The organism is Streptomyces sp. NPDC001493 (assembly GCF_053597235.1).
Genome location: NZ_JBSFHV010000012.1, coordinates 23,156 through 40,819, shown reverse-complemented (window position 1 = coordinate 40,819; position 17,664 = coordinate 23,156). Strand labels below are relative to the sequence as shown.

The following is a 17,664-nucleotide window of genomic DNA, read 5'->3' as shown; positions in this document are numbered from 1 at the left end:
GGACGGCGCCAACCTTCCCCTTCAGGGGCGAAATGCGGCGGTTAGGACCCCGAAGGAGTCGACAAAGGTACAGAGTTGATGCGGTGCGGAGACGCGGCCGAGACGGCGCGGAGACCTGCGGGGACGGTACGGGGAACCGGACCGGCGGGTCCGGGACGCCTCGCGCGGGCGTCGCGGACCCGCCGGTACGACGGTTCCAGGGGGCGCCGGGTCAGGCGCTGCCGCCCCCGAGGCCGGAGACCCAGTCGGTCACCGAGCCGATCGCGTCGCCGATCGCCTCCCAGTACCCCTTGCCCTGGTCGACCCAGTCCTGAAGCGGCGTCAACTCCCAGATGAGCCAGCCCGCGACGATGAGCAGCACCACGGTGAACAGGCAGCCCTTGAGGCAGCCGAGCCCGGGGATCTTCATCGGGTTGGCGCTGCGCTGCCGGGGCTGGCGCGGTTCGCGCGGGGCCGGTGCCTGCGGCTGCTGCGGGGGCGCGTACCGCTGGCGCTGGGGCTGCTGCTGCGGGGCCTGCTGCTGCGGGGCGTACTGCTGGGGCGGGTACCCCTGCTGGGGCTGCTGCTGCGGGTAGCTCTGCCGCTGGGGCTGCTGCTGGTAGCCCTGCGGCTGTTGCTGCTGCGGCGGGTACTGCTGGTGCTGGGGGCGCTGCTGGGGCTGCTGCCGCTGCGGGGGCTGCTGCTGCGGCGGCTGCTGGCGCTGGGGGCGGCGGCGCAGCGGATCGTCGGCCGGGTCGAGGTACTGGACCTGGGTCTGCTCGTTGCGGTCGCGCGCGGCCTGGAGCTGGGACTGCCAGGGGTGCGCGGGGTCCGGCTGCGGCGGTCCGTCCGGGCGCTGCGGCACGGGCGGCAGCACGGCGGTGGGGTCGGCCGCGCCGCCCGGGCCGCCGGGGAACTGCCCGTGCTGGAGGACGCTGGTGGCGGCGTTCGGGTCGTACCCGCCCGCGCCGAAGGAGCCTCCGGAGGAGTTCGGCAGCACCTGCGTCGGGTCGGCCGCTCCGGGCGTCTCCGGTACGGGCGCGGGCGCCGGGTCCGGGGCGAGCAGCGCGCCGACCCCGTCGGCGGCGGCGATCTGGGCGGAGTTGGCGTGCACGCCGATGCCGGCGGCGACGGTACGGAGCGCCCGGGCCAGGTTCTCGGCGCTGGGCCGCCGGTCGGGGTCCTTGCTCAGGCAGCGCTCGATGACCGTCCACAGGGGTTCGGGGACGGTGGAGGGGCGGCGGGGCTCCTCGCTGAGGTGGCGGTGGAGCACTTCGAGGGCGGTGCCTCCGGCGAACGGCGGGCGGCCGGTGACCAGCTCGTACAGCAGGATGCCGGCGCCGTAGATGTCGACGGCGGAGGTCTGCGGGCGGCCCTCGGCGGACTCGGGGGCCACGTACGCGGGCGTGCCGACGAACTCGTGGGTGCGGGTCAGCCCCGGGGAGTCGGCGAGCCGGGCGATGCCGAAGTCGGTGAGCATCGGGCGCATGGTGCCGTCGCGCTCGTCGAGCAGGACGTTGGCGGGCTTCAGGTCGCGGTGGACGACTCCGTCGGCGTGGCTGGCGGCGAGCGCGTCGGCGATCTGCGCGGTGAGCAGGGAGGCGGCGACCGGGGTCAGCGGGCCGTTCTCGCGGAGGTAGCGGTGCAGGTCGGGGCCGTCGACCAGGTCCATGACCAGGGCGAGGAGGTCCCCTTCGACCACCAGGTCGCGGGTGCGCACGATGTTCTCGTGGGTGAGCCGGAGCAGCACGGAGCGCTCCCGCAGGAACCGCATCACCACATCGGCGTCGTTGGCGAGCTCCTCCTTGAGGACCTTGATCGCCACGGTCTCCCCGGGCTGCCCCGCGACGGCCGCCTCGGCCCCCGCGGTCTCCCGCTGGCGGGCTCGCCAGACGGTGCCCGTGGCGCCGCGTCCGAGGGGCTCTTCGAGCAGGTACTTGCTGCCTACGGGCCGCACGTCATGCGCTCCCTGCTGGTCGTGGTGATGGTGGAGGGTGAGGGCCCGCGCTACCGGGACCGCCGGGCCGCCCCGGATGTTCCGGCCCACTGTAATGGTGCCGAACCGGCCTCCGACGGGTCGCGAACGGGCTGTGTTCGCGCCGTGACCCGTCGGTTTCCGGGCATTTCCCGGTGGGCTCCGGCGGCTGCCGGAACCGTCACACCTCCTGTACCGGGGAGGACGCCGACGAGGGAGGACCGGTTGCCCTCCGTGTGCGCCTACCCCTGCCCGCTCCCGAGCTCCGGTAAGCCCGCTCCCCCTCTCCGGCAAGCGGAGTGTCAGAACCCGGGCCAAGCAGGCGCTTTTGCGCCCACACCCGACCAATCAAGATCACTTATGCATGACCCGTGGGCGTGTTGCCGGTGGCAGGTGCGAGGATGCCTCCAGCACGGAACTGCGGGAGCGGGAGCCCTGCGGTACGTGACGACCCGTACCGGACGACGCGTCCGCGCCGGGTGGGGGGCATCACAGGGAGGTCCCCTGCCGGGCAACCCGCAGAAGGGACCGCTGACGGCGATGCAGATCCGGCTGACCGTCCTCGCGCCGCGCACCGGCCACGCACCGGCGCGCGCGTGCGACGTCCTGCTCACGGCCCCGGCGGGCACGGCGCTCGCCGCCGTCGCCTCGGCCCTCGCCTCGGCGGTCCAGGGCCCCGAGGGGTCCCTGGGCGGCGGCGCGGTGATCCTCTTCGCCGGGCGGGAGCGGCTGGACTCCCAGCGCCTCTCCCTCGGCGAGCCGCCGCTGGTCGACGGCGCGGTGCTCTCCCTCCACACCCCCGGTGAGGACGAACCGTCCACCGACGACTCCGTCCCGGCCCGGCTGCACGTGGTCGCCGGTCCCGACGCGGGCGGTGTCCACCTGCTGCACGGCGGGCAGATCCGCATCGGCCGCTCCGCCGACGCGGACGTGCCGCTCGACGACCCCGACGTCTCCCGGCTGCACTGCTCGGTCACCGTCTCCGGCGACGGCCGGGTCACCGTGGCCGACCTCGGCTCCACCAACGGCACCTCGCTGGACGGCGCCGAGATCGGCACCCGGCCGGTCCCGCTGTCGGCGGGCGCCCTGCTGCGGCTCGGCGAGTCCACCCTCCGCCTCGCCACCGGCCCCCGCCCCCCGGCGCTGGCCACCGCCCCGGACGGCGAGGGCCATCTGCGGGTGTCCCGGCCGGAGCCCGGAGCGTCCGGGAACGCCGGCCCGGACCCGGCCCACGGGCACGGCGCGTACGCCGAGGAGACCCGGCCCTCCGGCCACGACTCGCCGTACCGCCAGGAGAACCCCGGTCCGTACTCCCGCCCCGGCGCGGAGCAGCCCCGCCGCGGCGGCATAGGGGCCTGGGCCCGCAGGCTGGCCGGTGGCCGCGCCGACCACGAGGCCGTGGGCGCCGCGGACGCTCCCGTCCCCCGGTCCGCCCCGGGGCACACGGGGTTCCTGGCCCCCTCCGCCCCGGCCGGCACCTGGCCGGACCCGGCGGCGGTGCTGCTGACCGCGCTCGGCCCGGGCCCCCGGCTCTGGGAGCGCGACCCCGGCCACCCGGAGGCGCTGGCCGTCCGGCTCGGCACGACCGACCGGGCCGAGCTGCCCTCGGTGCCGGTGACGGTCGGGCTCCGCGAGGCCGGTTCGCTCGGGCTCGCCGGGCCGTGGGAGCGCCTCACCGGGCTGGCCCGCTCGGTGGTCGCCCAGCTCGCCGCCCTGCACTCCCCGACCGACCTGGAGATCGTGCTCATCAGCACGGACCGCAACCGCACGGCGGACGAGCGGCGCGGCGCCTGGTCCTGGCTGGGGTGGCTGCCGCATCTGCGGCCGATGCGCGGCCAGGACTGCCGGCTGCTCCTCGCGTACGACCGTGAGCAGGCGGCGGCCCGTACGGACGAGCTGGTCCGCAGACTGGACGAGGGCCCGCTCGGTCCCGGCTGGCCGCACGCCGGGCGCGACGCGGTGGCCGAGGCCGCCGGGGCGTGGACCGGCCCGTACACGGTGGTGGTCGTCGACGGCGACCCCGGGACGGCCGCGCTGCGGGAGACCACCGCGCGGCTGGCGGGCGCCGGTTCGGCGGCCGGAATCCATCTGATCTGCCTGGCGGAGACCCCGCCGGCCTCGCCGACCTCCCCGGTCGCCGCGACCTACGAGGCCGCCTGCCACGCCTCCCTCGCCTTCCGCGAGTGCGGGGCGGTCGCCCTGCTGAGCGGGGACGTCGCGACGGCGCTCCGGCTGCTGCGCACGGCGGGCGGCCAGGTCGCGGGGCACGGCACGGTGGCGACCGTGGACGCGGTGTCGCCGGCCTGGGCGGAACGCTTCGGCCGGGCGCTGGCCCCGCTGCGGGACGAGGGCCCGGGGGCGGCGGCCGACCTCGCGAAGACCGCCGCGCTGCCGCCCACCTCCCGGCTCCTCGACGAGCTGGGCCTGGCCCGGGCCACCCCGGCGTCGCTGATGGCCCGCTGGGCGTCGACGGCCGAACGCCAGCCCGGCGCCTCGGCCCGGCCGGCCTCCACCCCGCCGCCGGGCCGGCTCGGCGACCCCCAGGACACCCCGAGCCCCGGCCGTACCCTCAGCACCGGCCCGCTCCGCACCGCCCCCCTGGTCGGCGGCCCGCGCACCGACTCACCCGACTCCGGCCGCACCCCGTACCCGTCCCGCCCGGACGCCCGTACGGACTCGGGGCGCACCCCGTACCCGTCGTCCCGCCCGGACGCCCGCACGGATTCCGGGCGCACGCCGTACCCCGGCGTCCCCGACGCCCGTACCGACTCCGGCCGCACCCCGTACCCGTCGTCCCGTACGGACTCCGGCCGCACCCCCTACCCCGGTGCCACGGCGCGGGGTACGGGCGACACGCCGTACACCGTCCCCGGGGCGCGTACCGGCTCCGAGCACACCCCGCATCCGGCGTCCGCCGCACCGGCCCCGGGTGGCGAGGGGGCCGGCGGGATGGCCGGGCGGCCGGTGGTGGTGCTGGGTGCCGGGCCCCGGGGGCCGGTGAGCGTGGATCTCGCCGACGAGGGGCCGCACCTGCTGATCGAGGGCCCGGCGGGCAGCGGCCGTACCGAGCTGTTGCGGGCGGTCGCCGCCTCGCTCGCCTCGGCCGCCCGTCCCGACCGGCTCGGCATCCTGCTGGTGGACGGGGCCGGGGCGGGCGGGGAGAACGGCCAGCCCGGTGAGGGGCTGCGGCCCTGCACCGAGCTGCCGCACGTCTTCTCGTACCTGTCGGCCTCCGATCCGGTCCGGATGCGGGAGTTCGCGCGGGCGCTCGGCGGCGAGCTGAAGCGCCGTGCGGAGTTGCTCGGCGGGCTGGACTTCGCCGAGTGGCACACCAGGCACGAGGTCGCGCAGCGGCTCGTCGGCCAGCGGCCGCCGAGCCCCTCGGAGCAGCGGGGGGACCCCGACGCCGCTTCCTCGTCCACCACCGGCACGCTGCGGCTGCGGGCGGCCGCGCGGGCGGTGGACCCGGGTCCGTCGCCGCTGCCCCGGCTCGTGGTGCTCGCCGACGACTTCGACGCGCTGGTCGCCCCGGCGCTCGGCAGTCCGGGGCGGCCGGCCGCCGGGTCGGTGGTGCGGGCGCTGGAGGCGGTGGCCCGGGACGGCGGGCGGCTCGGGGTGCACCTGGTGGCGTCCTCCGGGCGCCCGGACCGCACCGAGGACACCGAGCTGGCGCGGGGCGCCCGGCTGCGGATCGTGCTGGACCCGCCGGTGCTGCCGCCCTCGCCGGACGAACCGGCGCCGGGGCGCGGCCGGCTGGGGCATCCGGACGGGCGGGTCACCCCGTTCCAGGGCGGCCGGGTGACGGGGCGCATCCCGCGCACGGCGACCCTGCGTCCGACGGTGGTGCCGCTGGAGTGGGAGCGGATGGGCGATCCGCCGACCCGCCGTCCGGTCCGGGAGCTGGGCAACGGGCCGACCGATCTGGCGCTCCTCGCCAGTGCGCTGGAGCGCGCGGCGCGCTCGGTGAACGCCGAACGGCTGCCTCCGCTGCCGCCGGTCTCCTCGTGATGTCCCGCTGTGTTCCGGCGGACGGAGCTGTCCTCCTGACCTCTGTCCACGGGGTGCGCCTTTCCTCCTGAAACGACGTCACGAGCGGGTCACGATCGCCCGCCCGGCCCCCACGGCGGTATTGCGGGTCCTTCGCGCCCCGGCGTAGGACTGTGCCCACGGACGACGCGGTACTCGCACAGCGGCGTGCGGACGCGCGTCGCCGGGAAACGGGGCAGACATGCACAGAACCCGACAACTGGGCCGGGCGGCAACACTGTTCGCCGCGATAGGCGCGCTGACGCTGACCGGCTGCTCGGGCGGTTCGGACGACGGCAAGGACGGCAAGGACACCGGGGGCGCCACGGCGGGCACGAGCGAGTCGCCCGCGTCGACCGTCTCGTTACCGCGTCTGGACGGTGAGCAGATCTCCGTGGCCGCCGTGTGGACGGGCGCGGAGCAGCAGAACTTCATCAAGGTCCTGGACGAGTTCGAGAAGCGGACGGGAGCCAAGGTCAGCTTCGTCCCCGCGCAGGACCCGATCGTCAACTTCCTCGGTACGAAGATCGCGGGCGGCCAGCCGCCGGACGTGGCGATGATCCCGCAGGTCGGCGCGATCCAGCAGGCTGTGGCGAAGAAGTGGGCGAAGCCCGTCGGCAACGAGGCGCGGGCCCAGCTCGGCCAGAACTACGCGCAGGTCTGGCAGGACCTCGGTGCCGTGGACGGCACCCAGTACGGCGTCTACTACAAGGCCGCCAACAAGTCGCTGGTCTGGTACAACGCCAAGGCCTTCGAGAACGCGGGCGCGGCCGAGCCGAAGACCTGGAAGGACTTCCTCACCACCGCCGAGACGGTGTCGGCCTCCGGGATCACCCCGGTGTCGGTCGGCGGGGCGGACGGCTGGACCCTCACCGACTGGTTCGAGAACGTCTACCTCTCCCAGGCGGGCCCGGAGAAGTACGACCAGCTGGCGAAGCACGGGATCAAGTGGACGGACCCGTCCGTGAAGGACGCGCTCACCACCCTCGCCCAGCTCTTCGGCAAGCCCGAGCTGATCGCGGGCGGCGCGTCCGGGGCTCTCCAGACCGAGTTCCCGGCCTCGGTGACGCAGACCTTCACCGGCGGCGACCAGCCGAAGGCCGCGATGGTCTACGAGGGGGACTTCGTGGCCGTCAACATCGCGGAGACCGACGCGAAGATCGGTACGGACGCCAAGGTCTTCCCGTTCCCGGCGGTCGGCGCGAACTCCCCGGTGGTGACCGGCGGGGACGCGGCGGTGGCGCTGAAGGACTCCAAGGGGGCCCAGGCGCTGCTGACCTTCCTGGCGTCCACGGACGCGGCGAAGATCTCGGCCGGGGCGGGCGGGTTCCTCTCGCCGAACAAGTCCCTGGACCCGGCGGTGTACCCGAACGAGGTGCAGCGCACCATGGCGCAGGCGCTGATCGCGGCCGGGGACGACGTCCGGTTCGACATGTCGGACCAGGCGCCGCAGTCCTTCGGCGGTACTCCCGGCAAGGGCGAGTGGAAGATCCTCCAGGACTTCCTGAAGAGCCCGAAGGACATCGCGGGGACCCAACGGGCGCTGGAGTCCGCCGCCGCCGAGGCGTACACGAGCTGACGCGGTGACGACAGCGACGACGGGGGGCGCCGGTGCGGTGCCCCCCGCCCACCCGGGTCCCCCCGTCCGTACCCGTACCGGCCGCCCCTCCCGGCGGTCCGGCCGAGGTGTCACCGGCACCCGCAGAGCCGTCGCGGTGGCGTTCCTGCTGCCCGCGCTGGTGCTGCTCGGCGCGCTGGTGGTCTATCCGATCGCCTACTCGGTCTACCGCTCGTTCCTCGACCAGGCGGGCACCGGCTTCGCCGGGCTCGACAACTACCGGAAGCTGTTCACGGACGACTCGATCCGTACGGCGGTCAAGAACAACCTGATCTGGGTGGTGCTCGCGCCCACCGTCTCCACCGCGCTCGGACTGGTCTTCGCGGTGCTGACCGAACGCATCCGCTGGGGCACGGCGTTCAAACTGGTCGTCTTCATGCCGATGGCGATCTCCATGCTGGCCGCCGGGATCATCTTCCGGCTGGTCTACGACGAGGCCCCGGAGCGCGGGGTCGCCAACGCGGTCTGGGTGGGCGTGCACGACACCTTCGCGGAGTCGGCCGGATTCCCGAAGGCGCATCCGCTGCCGGTGCACCCGCTGAAGGCGGGCGGCGGCGGATCGTTCGTCACGAAGACGACGGTACGGGCGGGCGTCCCGGTGCTGCTCCCGCTGGTCGGGGTCGTACCGGAGAAGATGCCGCACGACGCGGTGCCCGCGCGCACCCCCGCTCCGGACGGCGACCGGATCACCGGCACCGCCTGGCTGGACTTCACCAGGGGCGGCGGCGGGAAGCCCAACACGGTCGACCCGAAGGAGCTGGGCCTCAAGGGCATCGAGGTGGAGGCGGTGAAGGACGGCGAGGTCGTCGCCACCGCCACGGCCGGAGCGGACGGGTCCTTCTCGCTGCCCTCCGCCGCCGACGGCGCGGTGCTCCGGCTGCCCGCCGACAACTTCCGCGAGCCGTACAACGGGGTCTCCTGGCTCGGCCCGAACCTGGTCACCCCCGGCATCATCGGCAGCTACGTCTGGATGTGGGCGGGCTTCGCGATGGTGCTGATCGCTGCGGGCCTCGCCGGACTCCCCCGCGAGCTCCTGGAGGCGGCGCGGGTCGACGGGGCGAACGAGTGGCAGGTGTTCCGCCGGATCACCGTGCCGATGCTGGCACCGGTCCTCGCGGTGGTGCTGGTCACGCTCATGATCAACGTACTGAAGGTCTTCGACCTGATCTTCATCATCGCGCCGGGCTCCTCCCAGGACGACGCCAACGTCCTCGCCCTCCAGCTGTACCGCTCCTCCTTCGGTACGGACGCGGACCTGGGGGTCGGCAGCGCCATCGCCGTCCTCCTGCTGCTGCTGGTGATCCCGGTGATGGCCTTCAACATCCGCCGGATACGGAAGGAGGGGCGCCGATGACGGCCGCGTCCACCACCACGGCCGGGGCGGCCCGTCCCCCGCTCGCGGCGCGGATCCTGGCACGGGCCGGCGGCGGGGTGATGCGGGTCGTCCTCGTCCTGGTCGCCCTGTTCTGGCTGATGCCGACGATCGGGCTGCTGCTCTCCTCGCTGCGGGACGGCAAGGACATCGCGGCGAGCGGGTGGTGGCAGGTCTTCACCGCCCCCTCCCAGCTGACCCTCGACAACTACCAGCACCTGCTCTCCGACTCGGCGATCACCGGCTCGCTGCTCTCCACCGTGATGATCACCGTGCCGTCCACGGTCCTGGTGGTGGTGATCGGCTCGTTCGCCGGCTACGCCTTCGCCTGGATGGACTTCCCCGGCCGCGACTGGTGGTTCCTGCTGGTCGTGGGGCTGCTGGTGGTACCGGTACAGGTCGCCCTGATCCCGGTCTCCAAGCTCTTCGGCACCCTCGGGATCTTCGAGACCACCCTCGGCGTGGTCCTCTTCCACACGGCCTTCGGCCTGCCGTTCGCGATCTTCCTGCTGCGGAACTTCTTCGCGGAGATCCCCCGCGAGCTCCTGGAGGCCGCCCGGCTCGACGGGGCGGGCGAGATCCGGCTCTTCACCCGGGTCGTGATGCCTCTCGGCGGCCCCGCCATCGCCTCGCTCGGGATCTTCCAGTTCCTCTGGGTCTGGAACGACATGCTGGTCGCCCTGATCTTCGCGGACTCGGACTCCCCGCCGATCACGGTGGCGCTCCAGCAGCAGGTACGCCAGTTCGGCAACAACATCGACGTGCTGGCACCGGGGGCGTTCGTCTCGATGGTGATCCCGCTGGCGGTGTTCTTCGCCTTCCAGCGGCAGTTCGTGTCGGGGGTGATGGCGGGGGCGGTGAAGTGAGCGACCTCCGGGCCCGGTGTCCCGTCCCGCTCGGGTCCGGCCGAGCGGGCCACCTCGACGTAACGGTCGTCGCCGACCGCCCTCCGGCATGACAGGACGAGGACCCGGGCGCACCTCCGCGCGCCCGGGTCCTCGTACGTACGCGCCCCCTACGCCCCCGGGTGCTTGAGCGCGGCGACCGTGGAGGCGGCGAGGTCGTCGAGGTACCCCTTGGGCAGGCCGCCGCGGACCACCACGAGGCGCCAGTACAGCGGCCCGACGATCAGGTCCAGCGCGCGGTCGGGGTCGCTGCCCTCCGGCAGCTCGCCCCGGGCCACCGCCGCCCGGACGACGACGGCCGCGACGCCCTGCTGCGGGTCGAGGAGGGCCGCCTTGATCGTCTCGGCGATCTCCGGGTTCCGGGCCGCCTCGACGAGCAGGTCCGGGATCACCTGGGAGGCGACGGGGTGGCGGAGCGCGTACGAGGCGAGCTGGAGGACCGCCCGTACGTCCCCGTACAGCGAGCCGGTGTCGGGGGTCGGCATGCCCTGCTGGGCGACGGCGGCCACCAGGTCGAGCACCAGGTGCAGCTTGGACTTCCAGCGCCGGTAGACGGCGGTCTTGCCGACGCCCGCGCGGCGCGCGATGCCTTCCATCGACATCCGGGCGAATCCCACCGCGGCCAGCTCCTCGAAGACGGCCCCGCGGATCGCGTCGGTCACGTCCTCGCGCAGCACGGCGGCGCCTGCCGGGGTGCGGCGCCGGGGTCCGGGTTCGGTGCTCATGCTGTGAATGATATCCGTAACGACGAAACGGTTGCGTCCCGACGTCGATACGATTTACGCTCAGCGTGACGACGGAACGGTCCCGTCCCGTCGTTCGCTCGCGGTTCCCCCGCAGTTCAACGCCTGTTCCCCCGCTTCACAGCCGGTTCCGCTCCAGCCCCGGACCGGCTGTCCCCCGCCTCCGTCGAAAGCGATCGTGGTGAGCCAGACAGCAGCTCCGCCGACCCCAGGGCCGGCCGAAACCGATCCCGCCGCACTCGCCCCGGTCTACGCCCCCGGCGAGCTCGCGGCGCTCGCCGCCCGCCACGGCCTCACCGTCAGCGGCGCCCGCCCCTCCCTCGCTTCGTACGTCGCCCAGCTCTGGGGGCGCAGGCACTTCATCGTGGCGTTCGCCACCGCCAAGCTGACCGCGCAGTACAGCCAGGCGAAGCTCGGCCAGATCTGGCAGATCATGACGCCGCTGCTCAACGCGGCGGTGTACTACTTCATCTTCGGCATCCTGATGGGCACCAAGCGCGGGGTCCCCGACTTCGTGCCGTTCCTCGTCACGGGTGTCTTCATCTGGACGTTCACCTCCAGCTCGATCACCGCGGGCACCCGCGCGATCAGCGGCAACATCGGGCTGGTGCGCGCCCTGCACTTCCCGCGGGCCTCGCTGCCGGTCGCGCTCGCCCTCCAGCAGCTCCAGCAGCTGCTGTTCTCGCTCGGCGCGCTCGTCCTGATCCTGCTGGGCTTCGGCGAGTTCCCGAAGCCCAGCTGGGTGCTCGCGGTCCCCGCGCTCTTCCTCCAGGCGCTCTTCAACACCGGCGTCTCGATGATCGTGGCGCGGCTCACCGCGAAGACCCCGGACATCGCCCAGCTGATGCCGTTCCTGCTGCGCACCTGGATGTACGCGTCCGGCGTGATGTGGAGCCTGGACTCCCTGCTCAACAGGGACGGGGTCCCGCACTGGGTCGTCGTCGCGCTCGACTGCAACCCGGCGGCCGTCTACATCGACCTGATGCGGTTCGCCCTGATCGAGAGCTTCACCGCCGACCAACTGCCTCCGCACGTATGGGCGGTCGCCGCGGCGTGGGCACTCGTCTGCGGCATCGGCGGCTTCGTGTTCTTCTGGAAGGCCGAAGAGAGGTACGGACGTGGCTGACACGACCGAGGAGCGGGAGCCCACCGTCGTCGTCGACGACGTGCACATCACCTACAAGGTCAACGGCGCCAAGGGCGGCCGGGGCAGCGCGACCTCCGCGCTCAGCCGGATCGTCACCCGCCGCGAGAGCCCGGGCGTGCGCGAGGTGCACGCCGTGAAGGGCGTCAGCTTCGCCGCGTACAAGGGCGAGGCGATCGGCCTCATCGGCTCGAACGGCTCGGGCAAGTCCACCCTGCTCAAGGCGATCGCCGGGCTGCTCCCGGCGACGAAGGGCAAGGTCCACACGCAGGGCCAGCCCTCGCTGCTCGGCGTGAACGCGGCGCTGATGAGCGACCTCACCGGCGAGCGGAACGTCGTGCTGGGCGGCCTGGCGATGGGCATGTCCCGCCAGGAGATCCGCGAGCGGTACGACGACATCGTCTCCTTCTCCGGCATCAACGAGAAGGGCGACTTCATCACGCTGCCGATGCGGACGTACTCCTCCGGCATGGGCGCCCGGCTGCGGTTCTCCATCGCGGCGGCCAAGAGCCACGACGTGCTCCTGATCGACGAGGCGCTGTCCACCGGCGACGCCAAGTTCCAGAACCGGAGCAAGGACCGGATCAAGGAGCTCCGCAAGGAGGCCGGCACGGTCTTCCTGGTCAGCCACAGCAACCGGTCGATCCTGGAGACCTGCGACCGGGCGATCTGGCTGGAGGCGGGCGTGCTGCGGATGGACGGCCCGGCGGAGGACGTCGTCGCCGCGTACGAGCGGTTCACGAAGAAGTAGGACGAGCGGTTCGCGACGCGAGGCCGTACGTCCCCGCGCGCGGGACGCGAGAGGGGGCTCCGGGCTTTACGGCCCGGAGCCCCCTCTCTCATGTCACCGCGGTCAGCCGTGCGTGCGCAGCAGCGTCCGCATGGTCCGCATCGCGACCGACAGGTTCGCCAGGTCGAAGGCGTCGGAGCTCTGGATCTCCTCCAGGGTGGAGCGCGACCGGGAGAGGATCGCCGCGTTCTTCTCCTCCCACGCCTTGAACCGGTCCTCCGGCACCGCGCCCTCGGCCCCCACCGCCAGGACGTCGGCGGTGAGCGCCGCGTGGGCCGCGTACAGGTCCTCGCGGATCGAGGCGCGGGCCATGGACTGCCAGCGGTCGGCGCGCGGCAGCTCGATGATCCGATCCATCAGCGCGGTGATCCGCAGCCGGTCCGCGAGGTCGTAGTAGACCTCGGCGACGGCCAGCGGGTCCTTGCCCGTACGGTCCGCGATGGCCACGATGTCGAGCGCCGGGAACGCCGAGGAGAACCCGGCGACGCGCTGCGCCAGCTCCTCCGGCACGTCCGCCGAGGTCAGCTCGTCCAGGATCTGCTGGTACCACTCCTGGTCGGTGCCCCGCAGCAGCTTGGGCATCGCGGCCCAGACCTCGGCGACCCGCTCCTTGAAGAAGGCGACGGTGGCCTCGATGTCCACCGGCTGCGGGCGGTTGCCGAGCAGCCAGCGGGTGCCGCGCTCCACCAGGCGGCGGGAGTGCAGCCGGATGCGGGTCTGCACCCCGGCGTCGACCTGGTTGTCGAGCGCCTCCACGGCGTCCCAGACCTGGTTCAGGCCGAAGATCTCGCGGGCCGCGGCCTGCGCCCGCACGATCTCCTCCACCGAGGCGCCGGTCTCCTCGCGGAACCGGTGCAGGAAGGTCGAGCCGCCGCTGTTCACGGTGTCGTTGACCAGCACCGTGGTGATGATCTCGCGGCGCAGCGCGTGGCCGTCGATCGCCTCGGGGAAGCGTTCGCGCAGCTGCTTCGGGAAGTAGGCGTGCGCGAGGCGCTGGAGGTGCGGGTCGTCCGGGAGGGTGGTGCCGATCAGCTCGTCGGCGGCGGTGATCTTGGTGTAGGCGAGCAGCACGGCGAGTTCCGGCTGGCTCAGGCCCTTGCCGGCGGTGAGGAGTTCGCGGATCTGCCGGTCGGCGGGGAGGAACTCCAGCGCGCGGTCCAGTCCGCCCGAGGACTCCAGCCTGCGCATCGAGCGCTGGTGGGCGTGGAGCAGGTCGGCGGCCTGTGCGGAGGCGTTGGTGAGCGCGACGTTCTGCGCGTAGTTGTTGCGCAGCACGAGCGCGCCGACCTCGTCGGTCATCTCGGCGAGCAGCTTGTTGCGCTGCTTGACGGTCATGTCGCCGTCCCGGACCAGGCCGTTGAGCAGGATCTTGATGTTCACCTCGTGGTCGGAGGTGTCCACGCCGGCGCTGTTGTCGATCGCGTCGGTGTTGATCGAGCCGCCGGCCCGGGCGAACTCGATGCGGCCGAGCTGCGTGGCGCCGAGGTTGCCGCCCTCGCCGACGACCTTGGCCCGCAGGTCCTGGCCGTTGACCCGGATCGCGTCGTTGGCCTTGTCGCCGACGTCGGCGTCGGTCTCGGCGGAGGACTTGATGTAGGTGCCGATGCCGCCGTTCCACAGCAGGTCGACCGGGGCCCGCAGGATGGCCTTCATCAGGTCGGCGGGGGTCATCTTGGTGACGCCCGCCTCGATGCCGAGGGCCTCGCGGACGTGCGCGTTGACCGGGATCGACTTCGCGGTACGGGGGTGGACTCCGCCGCCCGCCGAGAGCAGCTTGGTGTCGTAGTCGGCCCAGGAGCTGCGGGGCAGCTCGAAGATCCGGCGCCGCTCGGCGTAGGAGACGGCGGCGTCCGGGGTCGGGTCGAGGAAGATGTGCCGGTGGTCGAAGGCGGCGACCAGCCGGATGTGCTCGGAGAGCAGCATGCCGTTGCCGAACACGTCGCCGGACATGTCGCCGACGCCGACGACGGTGAAGTCCTCGGTCTGCGTGTCGTGGCCCAGCGCGCGGAAGTGCCGCTTGACGGACTCCCAGGCGCCGCGCGCGGTGATGCCCATGCCCTTGTGGTCGTACCCTGCGGAGCCGCCGGAGGCGAAGGCGTCGCCGAGCCAGAAGTTGTAGGCGACGGCGACCTCGTTGGCGATGTCGGAGAAGCTCGCGGTGCCCTTGTCGGCGGCGACGACGAGGTAGGTGTCGTCCTCGTCGTGGCGGACCACGCCGACGGGGGGCACCGTCTCGCCGGCCACCAGGTTGTCGGTGATGTCGAGCAGCGCCGAGACGAAGACGCGGTAGGCGGCGATGCCCTCGGCGAGCCAGGCGTCACGGTCGAGCGCCGGGTCGGGGAGCTGCTTGGCGACGAAGCCGCCCTTGGCTCCCACCGGCACGATCACGGTGTTCTTCACCATCTGCGCCTTGACCAGGCCGAGGACCTCGGTACGGAAGTCCTCGCGCCGGTCCGACCAGCGCAGCCCGCCGCGGGCGACCTTCCCGAAGCGCAGGTGGACGCCTTCGACGCGGGGCGAGTACACCCAGATCTCGAAGGCGGGGCGCGGGGCGGGCAGGTCGGGGATGGCCTGCGGGTCGAACTTCATCGAGACGTAGCCGTGCGGCTCGCCGTCGTCGGCGCGCTGGAAGAAGTTGGTCCGCAGGGTCGCCTTGATGACGGTGAGGAAGGAGCGCAGGATGCGGTCCTCGTCGAGCGAGGCGACCTGGTCGAGCGCGCCGTCGAGCTCTTCGAGCAGTCCGTCGGTCAGTTCCCGGCCGGCGTTCTGGCGGGCGGGCGACATCCGGGCCTCGAAGAGGGAGACCAGCAGCCGGGTGGTGTGGACGTTGTCGCGGAGGGTGTCCTCCATGTAGTCCTGGCTGAAGGTGGAGCCCGCCTGGCGCAGGTACTTCGCGTAGGCGCGGAGCACCATCGCCTGCCGCCAGTCGAGTCCGGCGCGCAGGACGAGGGAGTTGAAGCCGTCGTTCTCGGCGGCGCCGGTCCAGACCGCGGCGAAGGCGTGCTGGAAGCGGTCGCGGGCGTCGTCGGCGAGGTGGTCGCCGTTGCCCGCGGGCAGCCGCAGCCCGAAGTCGTAGATCCAGCCGGTGGTCCGGTCCGCGCAGCGCAGTTCGTACGGGCGCTCGTCGACGACCTCCACGCCCAGGCGCTGGAGCACCGGGAGGACGGCGGAGAGCGAGACGGGCTCGCCGGTCCGGTAGATCTTGAAGCGGCGCTCGCCGGGCAGCGCGCCGACCGGCTCGTAGAGGCTGAGCGCGAAGTCCTTCTCGCCCGCCTTGAGACGTTCGAGGTGGACCAGGTCGGCCACGGCGGCGCGCGGCGAGTGGTCGGCCTTGTAGCCCTCGGGGAAGGAGCGGGCGTAGCGGCGCAGCAGTTCGGCGGCGCGCTCCTCGCCGCATTCGGCGTTCAGGGCCTCCTGGAAGCCGTCCGCCCAGGAGCGGGCGGCCTCGACGAGCCGGGCCTCGATGTGCTCGGTGTCGGCGTCCGTGAGGTGGGGCAGTTCGGTGCCGGGGGCGACCCGGACGACGAAGTGCAGCCGGGACAGGATCGACTCGGTGTTCCAGGCGGTGAAGTCGACGCTGGTGCCGCCGAGTTCCTCCTTGAGGATGTCGATCAGCCGCAGCCGCACGCCGGTGGTGTAGCGGTCGCGCGGCAGGTAGACGAGGGCGGAGTAGTAGCGGCCGTACTCGTCCTGGCGCAGGTAGAGGCGGAGCCGACGGCGTTCCTGGAGGTAGAGCACCGAGGTGACGATCGAGCGGAGCTGATCGGTCGGCGTCTGGAACATGTCGTCGCGCGGGTAGGTCTCCAGGATCTGGAGCAGGTCGCGGCCGTCGTGGCTGTTGTCCGAGAAGCCGGCGCCCTCCAGCACCTCGGCGACCTTGCGGCGGACGACCGGGACCCGGCGCACCGACTCGGTGTAGGCGGCGGACGAGAACAGGCCGAGGAAGCGGCGCTCGCCGACGACGTTGCCGTCGGCGTCGAACTTCTTCACGCCGACGTAGTCGAGGTAGCTCGGGCGGTGGACCGTGGAGCGGCTGTTCGCCTTGGTCAGGATGAGCAGCTTGTGCTCGCGGGCCTTGGCGCGGGCGTCGGCGGGAAGCCGGTCGAAGGACGGGCTGACGGGGTGCGCCTCGTCCTCGTGGTGCTTCGGGTCGGAGCGCAGGATACCGAGGCCGGTGCCGGGCACCGCGGCGAGCGAGTCGCCGTTCTTCAGTTCGTACTCGCGGTAGCCGAGGAAGGTGAAGTGGTCGGCCGCGAGCCAGCGCAGCAGCTCGCCGGCCTCCTCGATCTCCTCGGCCGGGAGGTCGTCGGTGGGCTCGCTCTTGAGGCCGTCCGCGATGCGCAGCGCGGCGGCGCGCATCTTGTCCCAGTCCTCGACGGTCTCCCGCACGTCGGACAGGACGCGCAGCAGGTCGGCGGTGATCTCCTTGAGGTCCTCGCGGTCCGTCTCGCGGTCGATCTCCACGTGGATCCAGGACTCGACGAGCACGTCGTGCGGGAGCGCCGCCCCGGTGGTGCCGGAGTCCTTGCGGCCCTTGCCCTGGGGGGCCCGGGGGACGCCGGGGCCGTCGGTGAGGACCTCCAGCAGCTTGCCGGTGACGTCGCGGCGCACCAGGACCTGGGGGTGGATGACCAGGTGGATGCTGCGGTTCTGGCGGGACAGCTCGTTGGTGACGGAGTCGACGAGGAACGGCATGTCGTCGGTGACGACCTCGACGACGGAGTGGCTGGAGGTCCAGCCGTTCTCCTCCACGGTCGGGGTGTGCACCCGGACGTTGGCCGTGCCCTGGGGGCGGTTCTCGGCCAGCCGGTAGTGCGAGGAGGCGGCGCCGAAGACGTCCACCGGGTCCCGGCCGTTCAGGTCCTCCGGGGCGGTGTGCAAGTAGTAGCGCTGGAGGTAGGAGAGGAGCATGTCCCGGCCGGACCGCTCGTCCCCGTCCGTGCCGGCCGCGGCGACGCGCACCCGGGGGGTACCCCCCGGGCCGCCGGCACCACCGCCCGGGCTGTTGTCAGCTACCTCGGCGGCCCGTGCGAGCAGCTCGGCCTTGGCTTCGTCCAGCTTGGTCTGCATGTCCTCTGGCTCCTGTCGCGCGCCATTGCGTGACGTAGGTGA

The 17,664-nt window shown here is 73.0% G+C and carries 9 protein-coding genes; 6 read left to right on the top strand and 3 right to left on the bottom strand.

Annotated elements, in window-relative coordinates; genetic code table 11:
• Positions 1 to 211: 211 nt before the first annotated feature.
• A complete protein-coding gene (locus tag ACWCWD_RS18430; protein WP_450773859.1) occupies positions 212 to 1,936 on the bottom strand; it encodes a serine/threonine-protein kinase in 1,725 nt (574 codons plus the stop codon).
• 558 nt (positions 1,937 to 2,494) lie between these two features.
• Here ACWCWD_RS18430 and ACWCWD_RS18425 point away from each other — a divergent pair.
• The 4 genes from ACWCWD_RS18425 to ACWCWD_RS18410 all read left to right on the top strand — a co-directional run bounded on the left by ACWCWD_RS18425 (position 2,495) and on the right by ACWCWD_RS18410 (position 9,836).
• Positions 2,495 to 5,962 (top strand): FHA domain-containing protein, encoded by a 3,468-nt coding sequence (locus tag ACWCWD_RS18425; RefSeq protein WP_450774009.1) that lies wholly within the window; start codon positions 2,495 to 2,497, stop codon positions 5,960 to 5,962.
• 220 nt (positions 5,963 to 6,182) lie between these two features.
• Complete coding sequence (locus tag ACWCWD_RS18420) at positions 6,183 to 7,559, top strand: ABC transporter substrate-binding protein (RefSeq protein WP_450773858.1); 1,377 nt, start codon at positions 6,183 to 6,185, stop codon at positions 7,557 to 7,559.
• Positions 7,560 to 7,563: 4 nt separating this feature from the next.
• The gene (locus ACWCWD_RS18415; RefSeq protein ID WP_450773857.1) at positions 7,564 to 8,952 is read left to right on the top strand and encodes a carbohydrate ABC transporter permease; all 1,389 of its coding nucleotides are present in this window, start codon (positions 7,564 to 7,566) and stop codon (positions 8,950 to 8,952) included.
• A complete protein-coding gene (locus ACWCWD_RS18410) occupies positions 8,949 to 9,836 on the top strand; it encodes a carbohydrate ABC transporter permease (protein WP_450773856.1) in 888 nt (295 codons plus the stop codon). The genes ACWCWD_RS18415 and ACWCWD_RS18410 overlap by 4 nt, the downstream gene beginning before the upstream one ends.
• A 149-nt stretch (positions 9,837 to 9,985) precedes the next feature.
• On the opposite strand, the gene ACWCWD_RS18405 is transcribed toward ACWCWD_RS18410, so the two are convergent.
• A complete protein-coding gene (locus ACWCWD_RS18405) occupies positions 9,986 to 10,600 on the bottom strand; it encodes a TetR/AcrR family transcriptional regulator (RefSeq protein ID WP_450773855.1) in 615 nt (204 codons plus the stop codon).
• 196 nt (positions 10,601 to 10,796) lie between these two features.
• On the opposite strand from ACWCWD_RS18405, the gene ACWCWD_RS18400 reads away from it, so the two are divergent.
• Complete coding sequence (locus tag ACWCWD_RS18400) at positions 10,797 to 11,744, top strand: ABC transporter permease (RefSeq protein ID WP_450773854.1); 948 nt, start codon at positions 10,797 to 10,799, stop codon at positions 11,742 to 11,744.
• Positions 11,737 to 12,513, top strand: coding sequence for an ABC transporter ATP-binding protein (locus ACWCWD_RS18395; protein WP_450773853.1), 777 nt, complete (start codon positions 11,737 to 11,739; stop codon positions 12,511 to 12,513). Before ACWCWD_RS18400 ends, ACWCWD_RS18395 begins: the two co-directional genes overlap by 8 nt.
• A gap of 102 nt (positions 12,514 to 12,615) precedes the next feature.
• Here ACWCWD_RS18395 and ACWCWD_RS18390 read toward each other — a convergent pair whose 3' ends face one another.
• Positions 12,616 to 17,622: an NAD-glutamate dehydrogenase gene (locus tag ACWCWD_RS18390; RefSeq protein WP_450773852.1), complete on the bottom strand. Its 5,007-nt coding sequence runs from the start codon at positions 17,620 to 17,622 to the stop codon at positions 12,616 to 12,618.
• Positions 17,623 to 17,664 lie beyond the last annotated feature (42 nt).

Excerpts from the sequence above, each read along its gene's own strand:
- ACWCWD_RS18425 (WP_450774009.1), top strand. The coding sequence starts at position 2,495 with ATGCAGATCCGGCTGACCGTCCTCGCGCCGCGCACCGGCCACGCACCG.
- ACWCWD_RS18420 (WP_450773858.1), top strand. The coding sequence starts at position 6,183 with ATGCACAGAACCCGACAACTGGGCCGGGCGGCAACACTGTTCGCCGCG.
- ACWCWD_RS18410 (WP_450773856.1), top strand. The coding sequence starts at position 8,949 with ATGACGGCCGCGTCCACCACCACGGCCGGGGCGGCCCGTCCCCCGCTC.
- ACWCWD_RS18405 (WP_450773855.1), bottom strand. The coding sequence starts at position 10,600 with ATGAGCACCGAACCCGGACCCCGGCGCCGCACCCCGGCAGGCGCCGCC.
- ACWCWD_RS18390 (WP_450773852.1), bottom strand. The coding sequence starts at position 17,622 with ATGCAGACCAAGCTGGACGAAGCCAAGGCCGAGCTGCTCGCACGGGCC.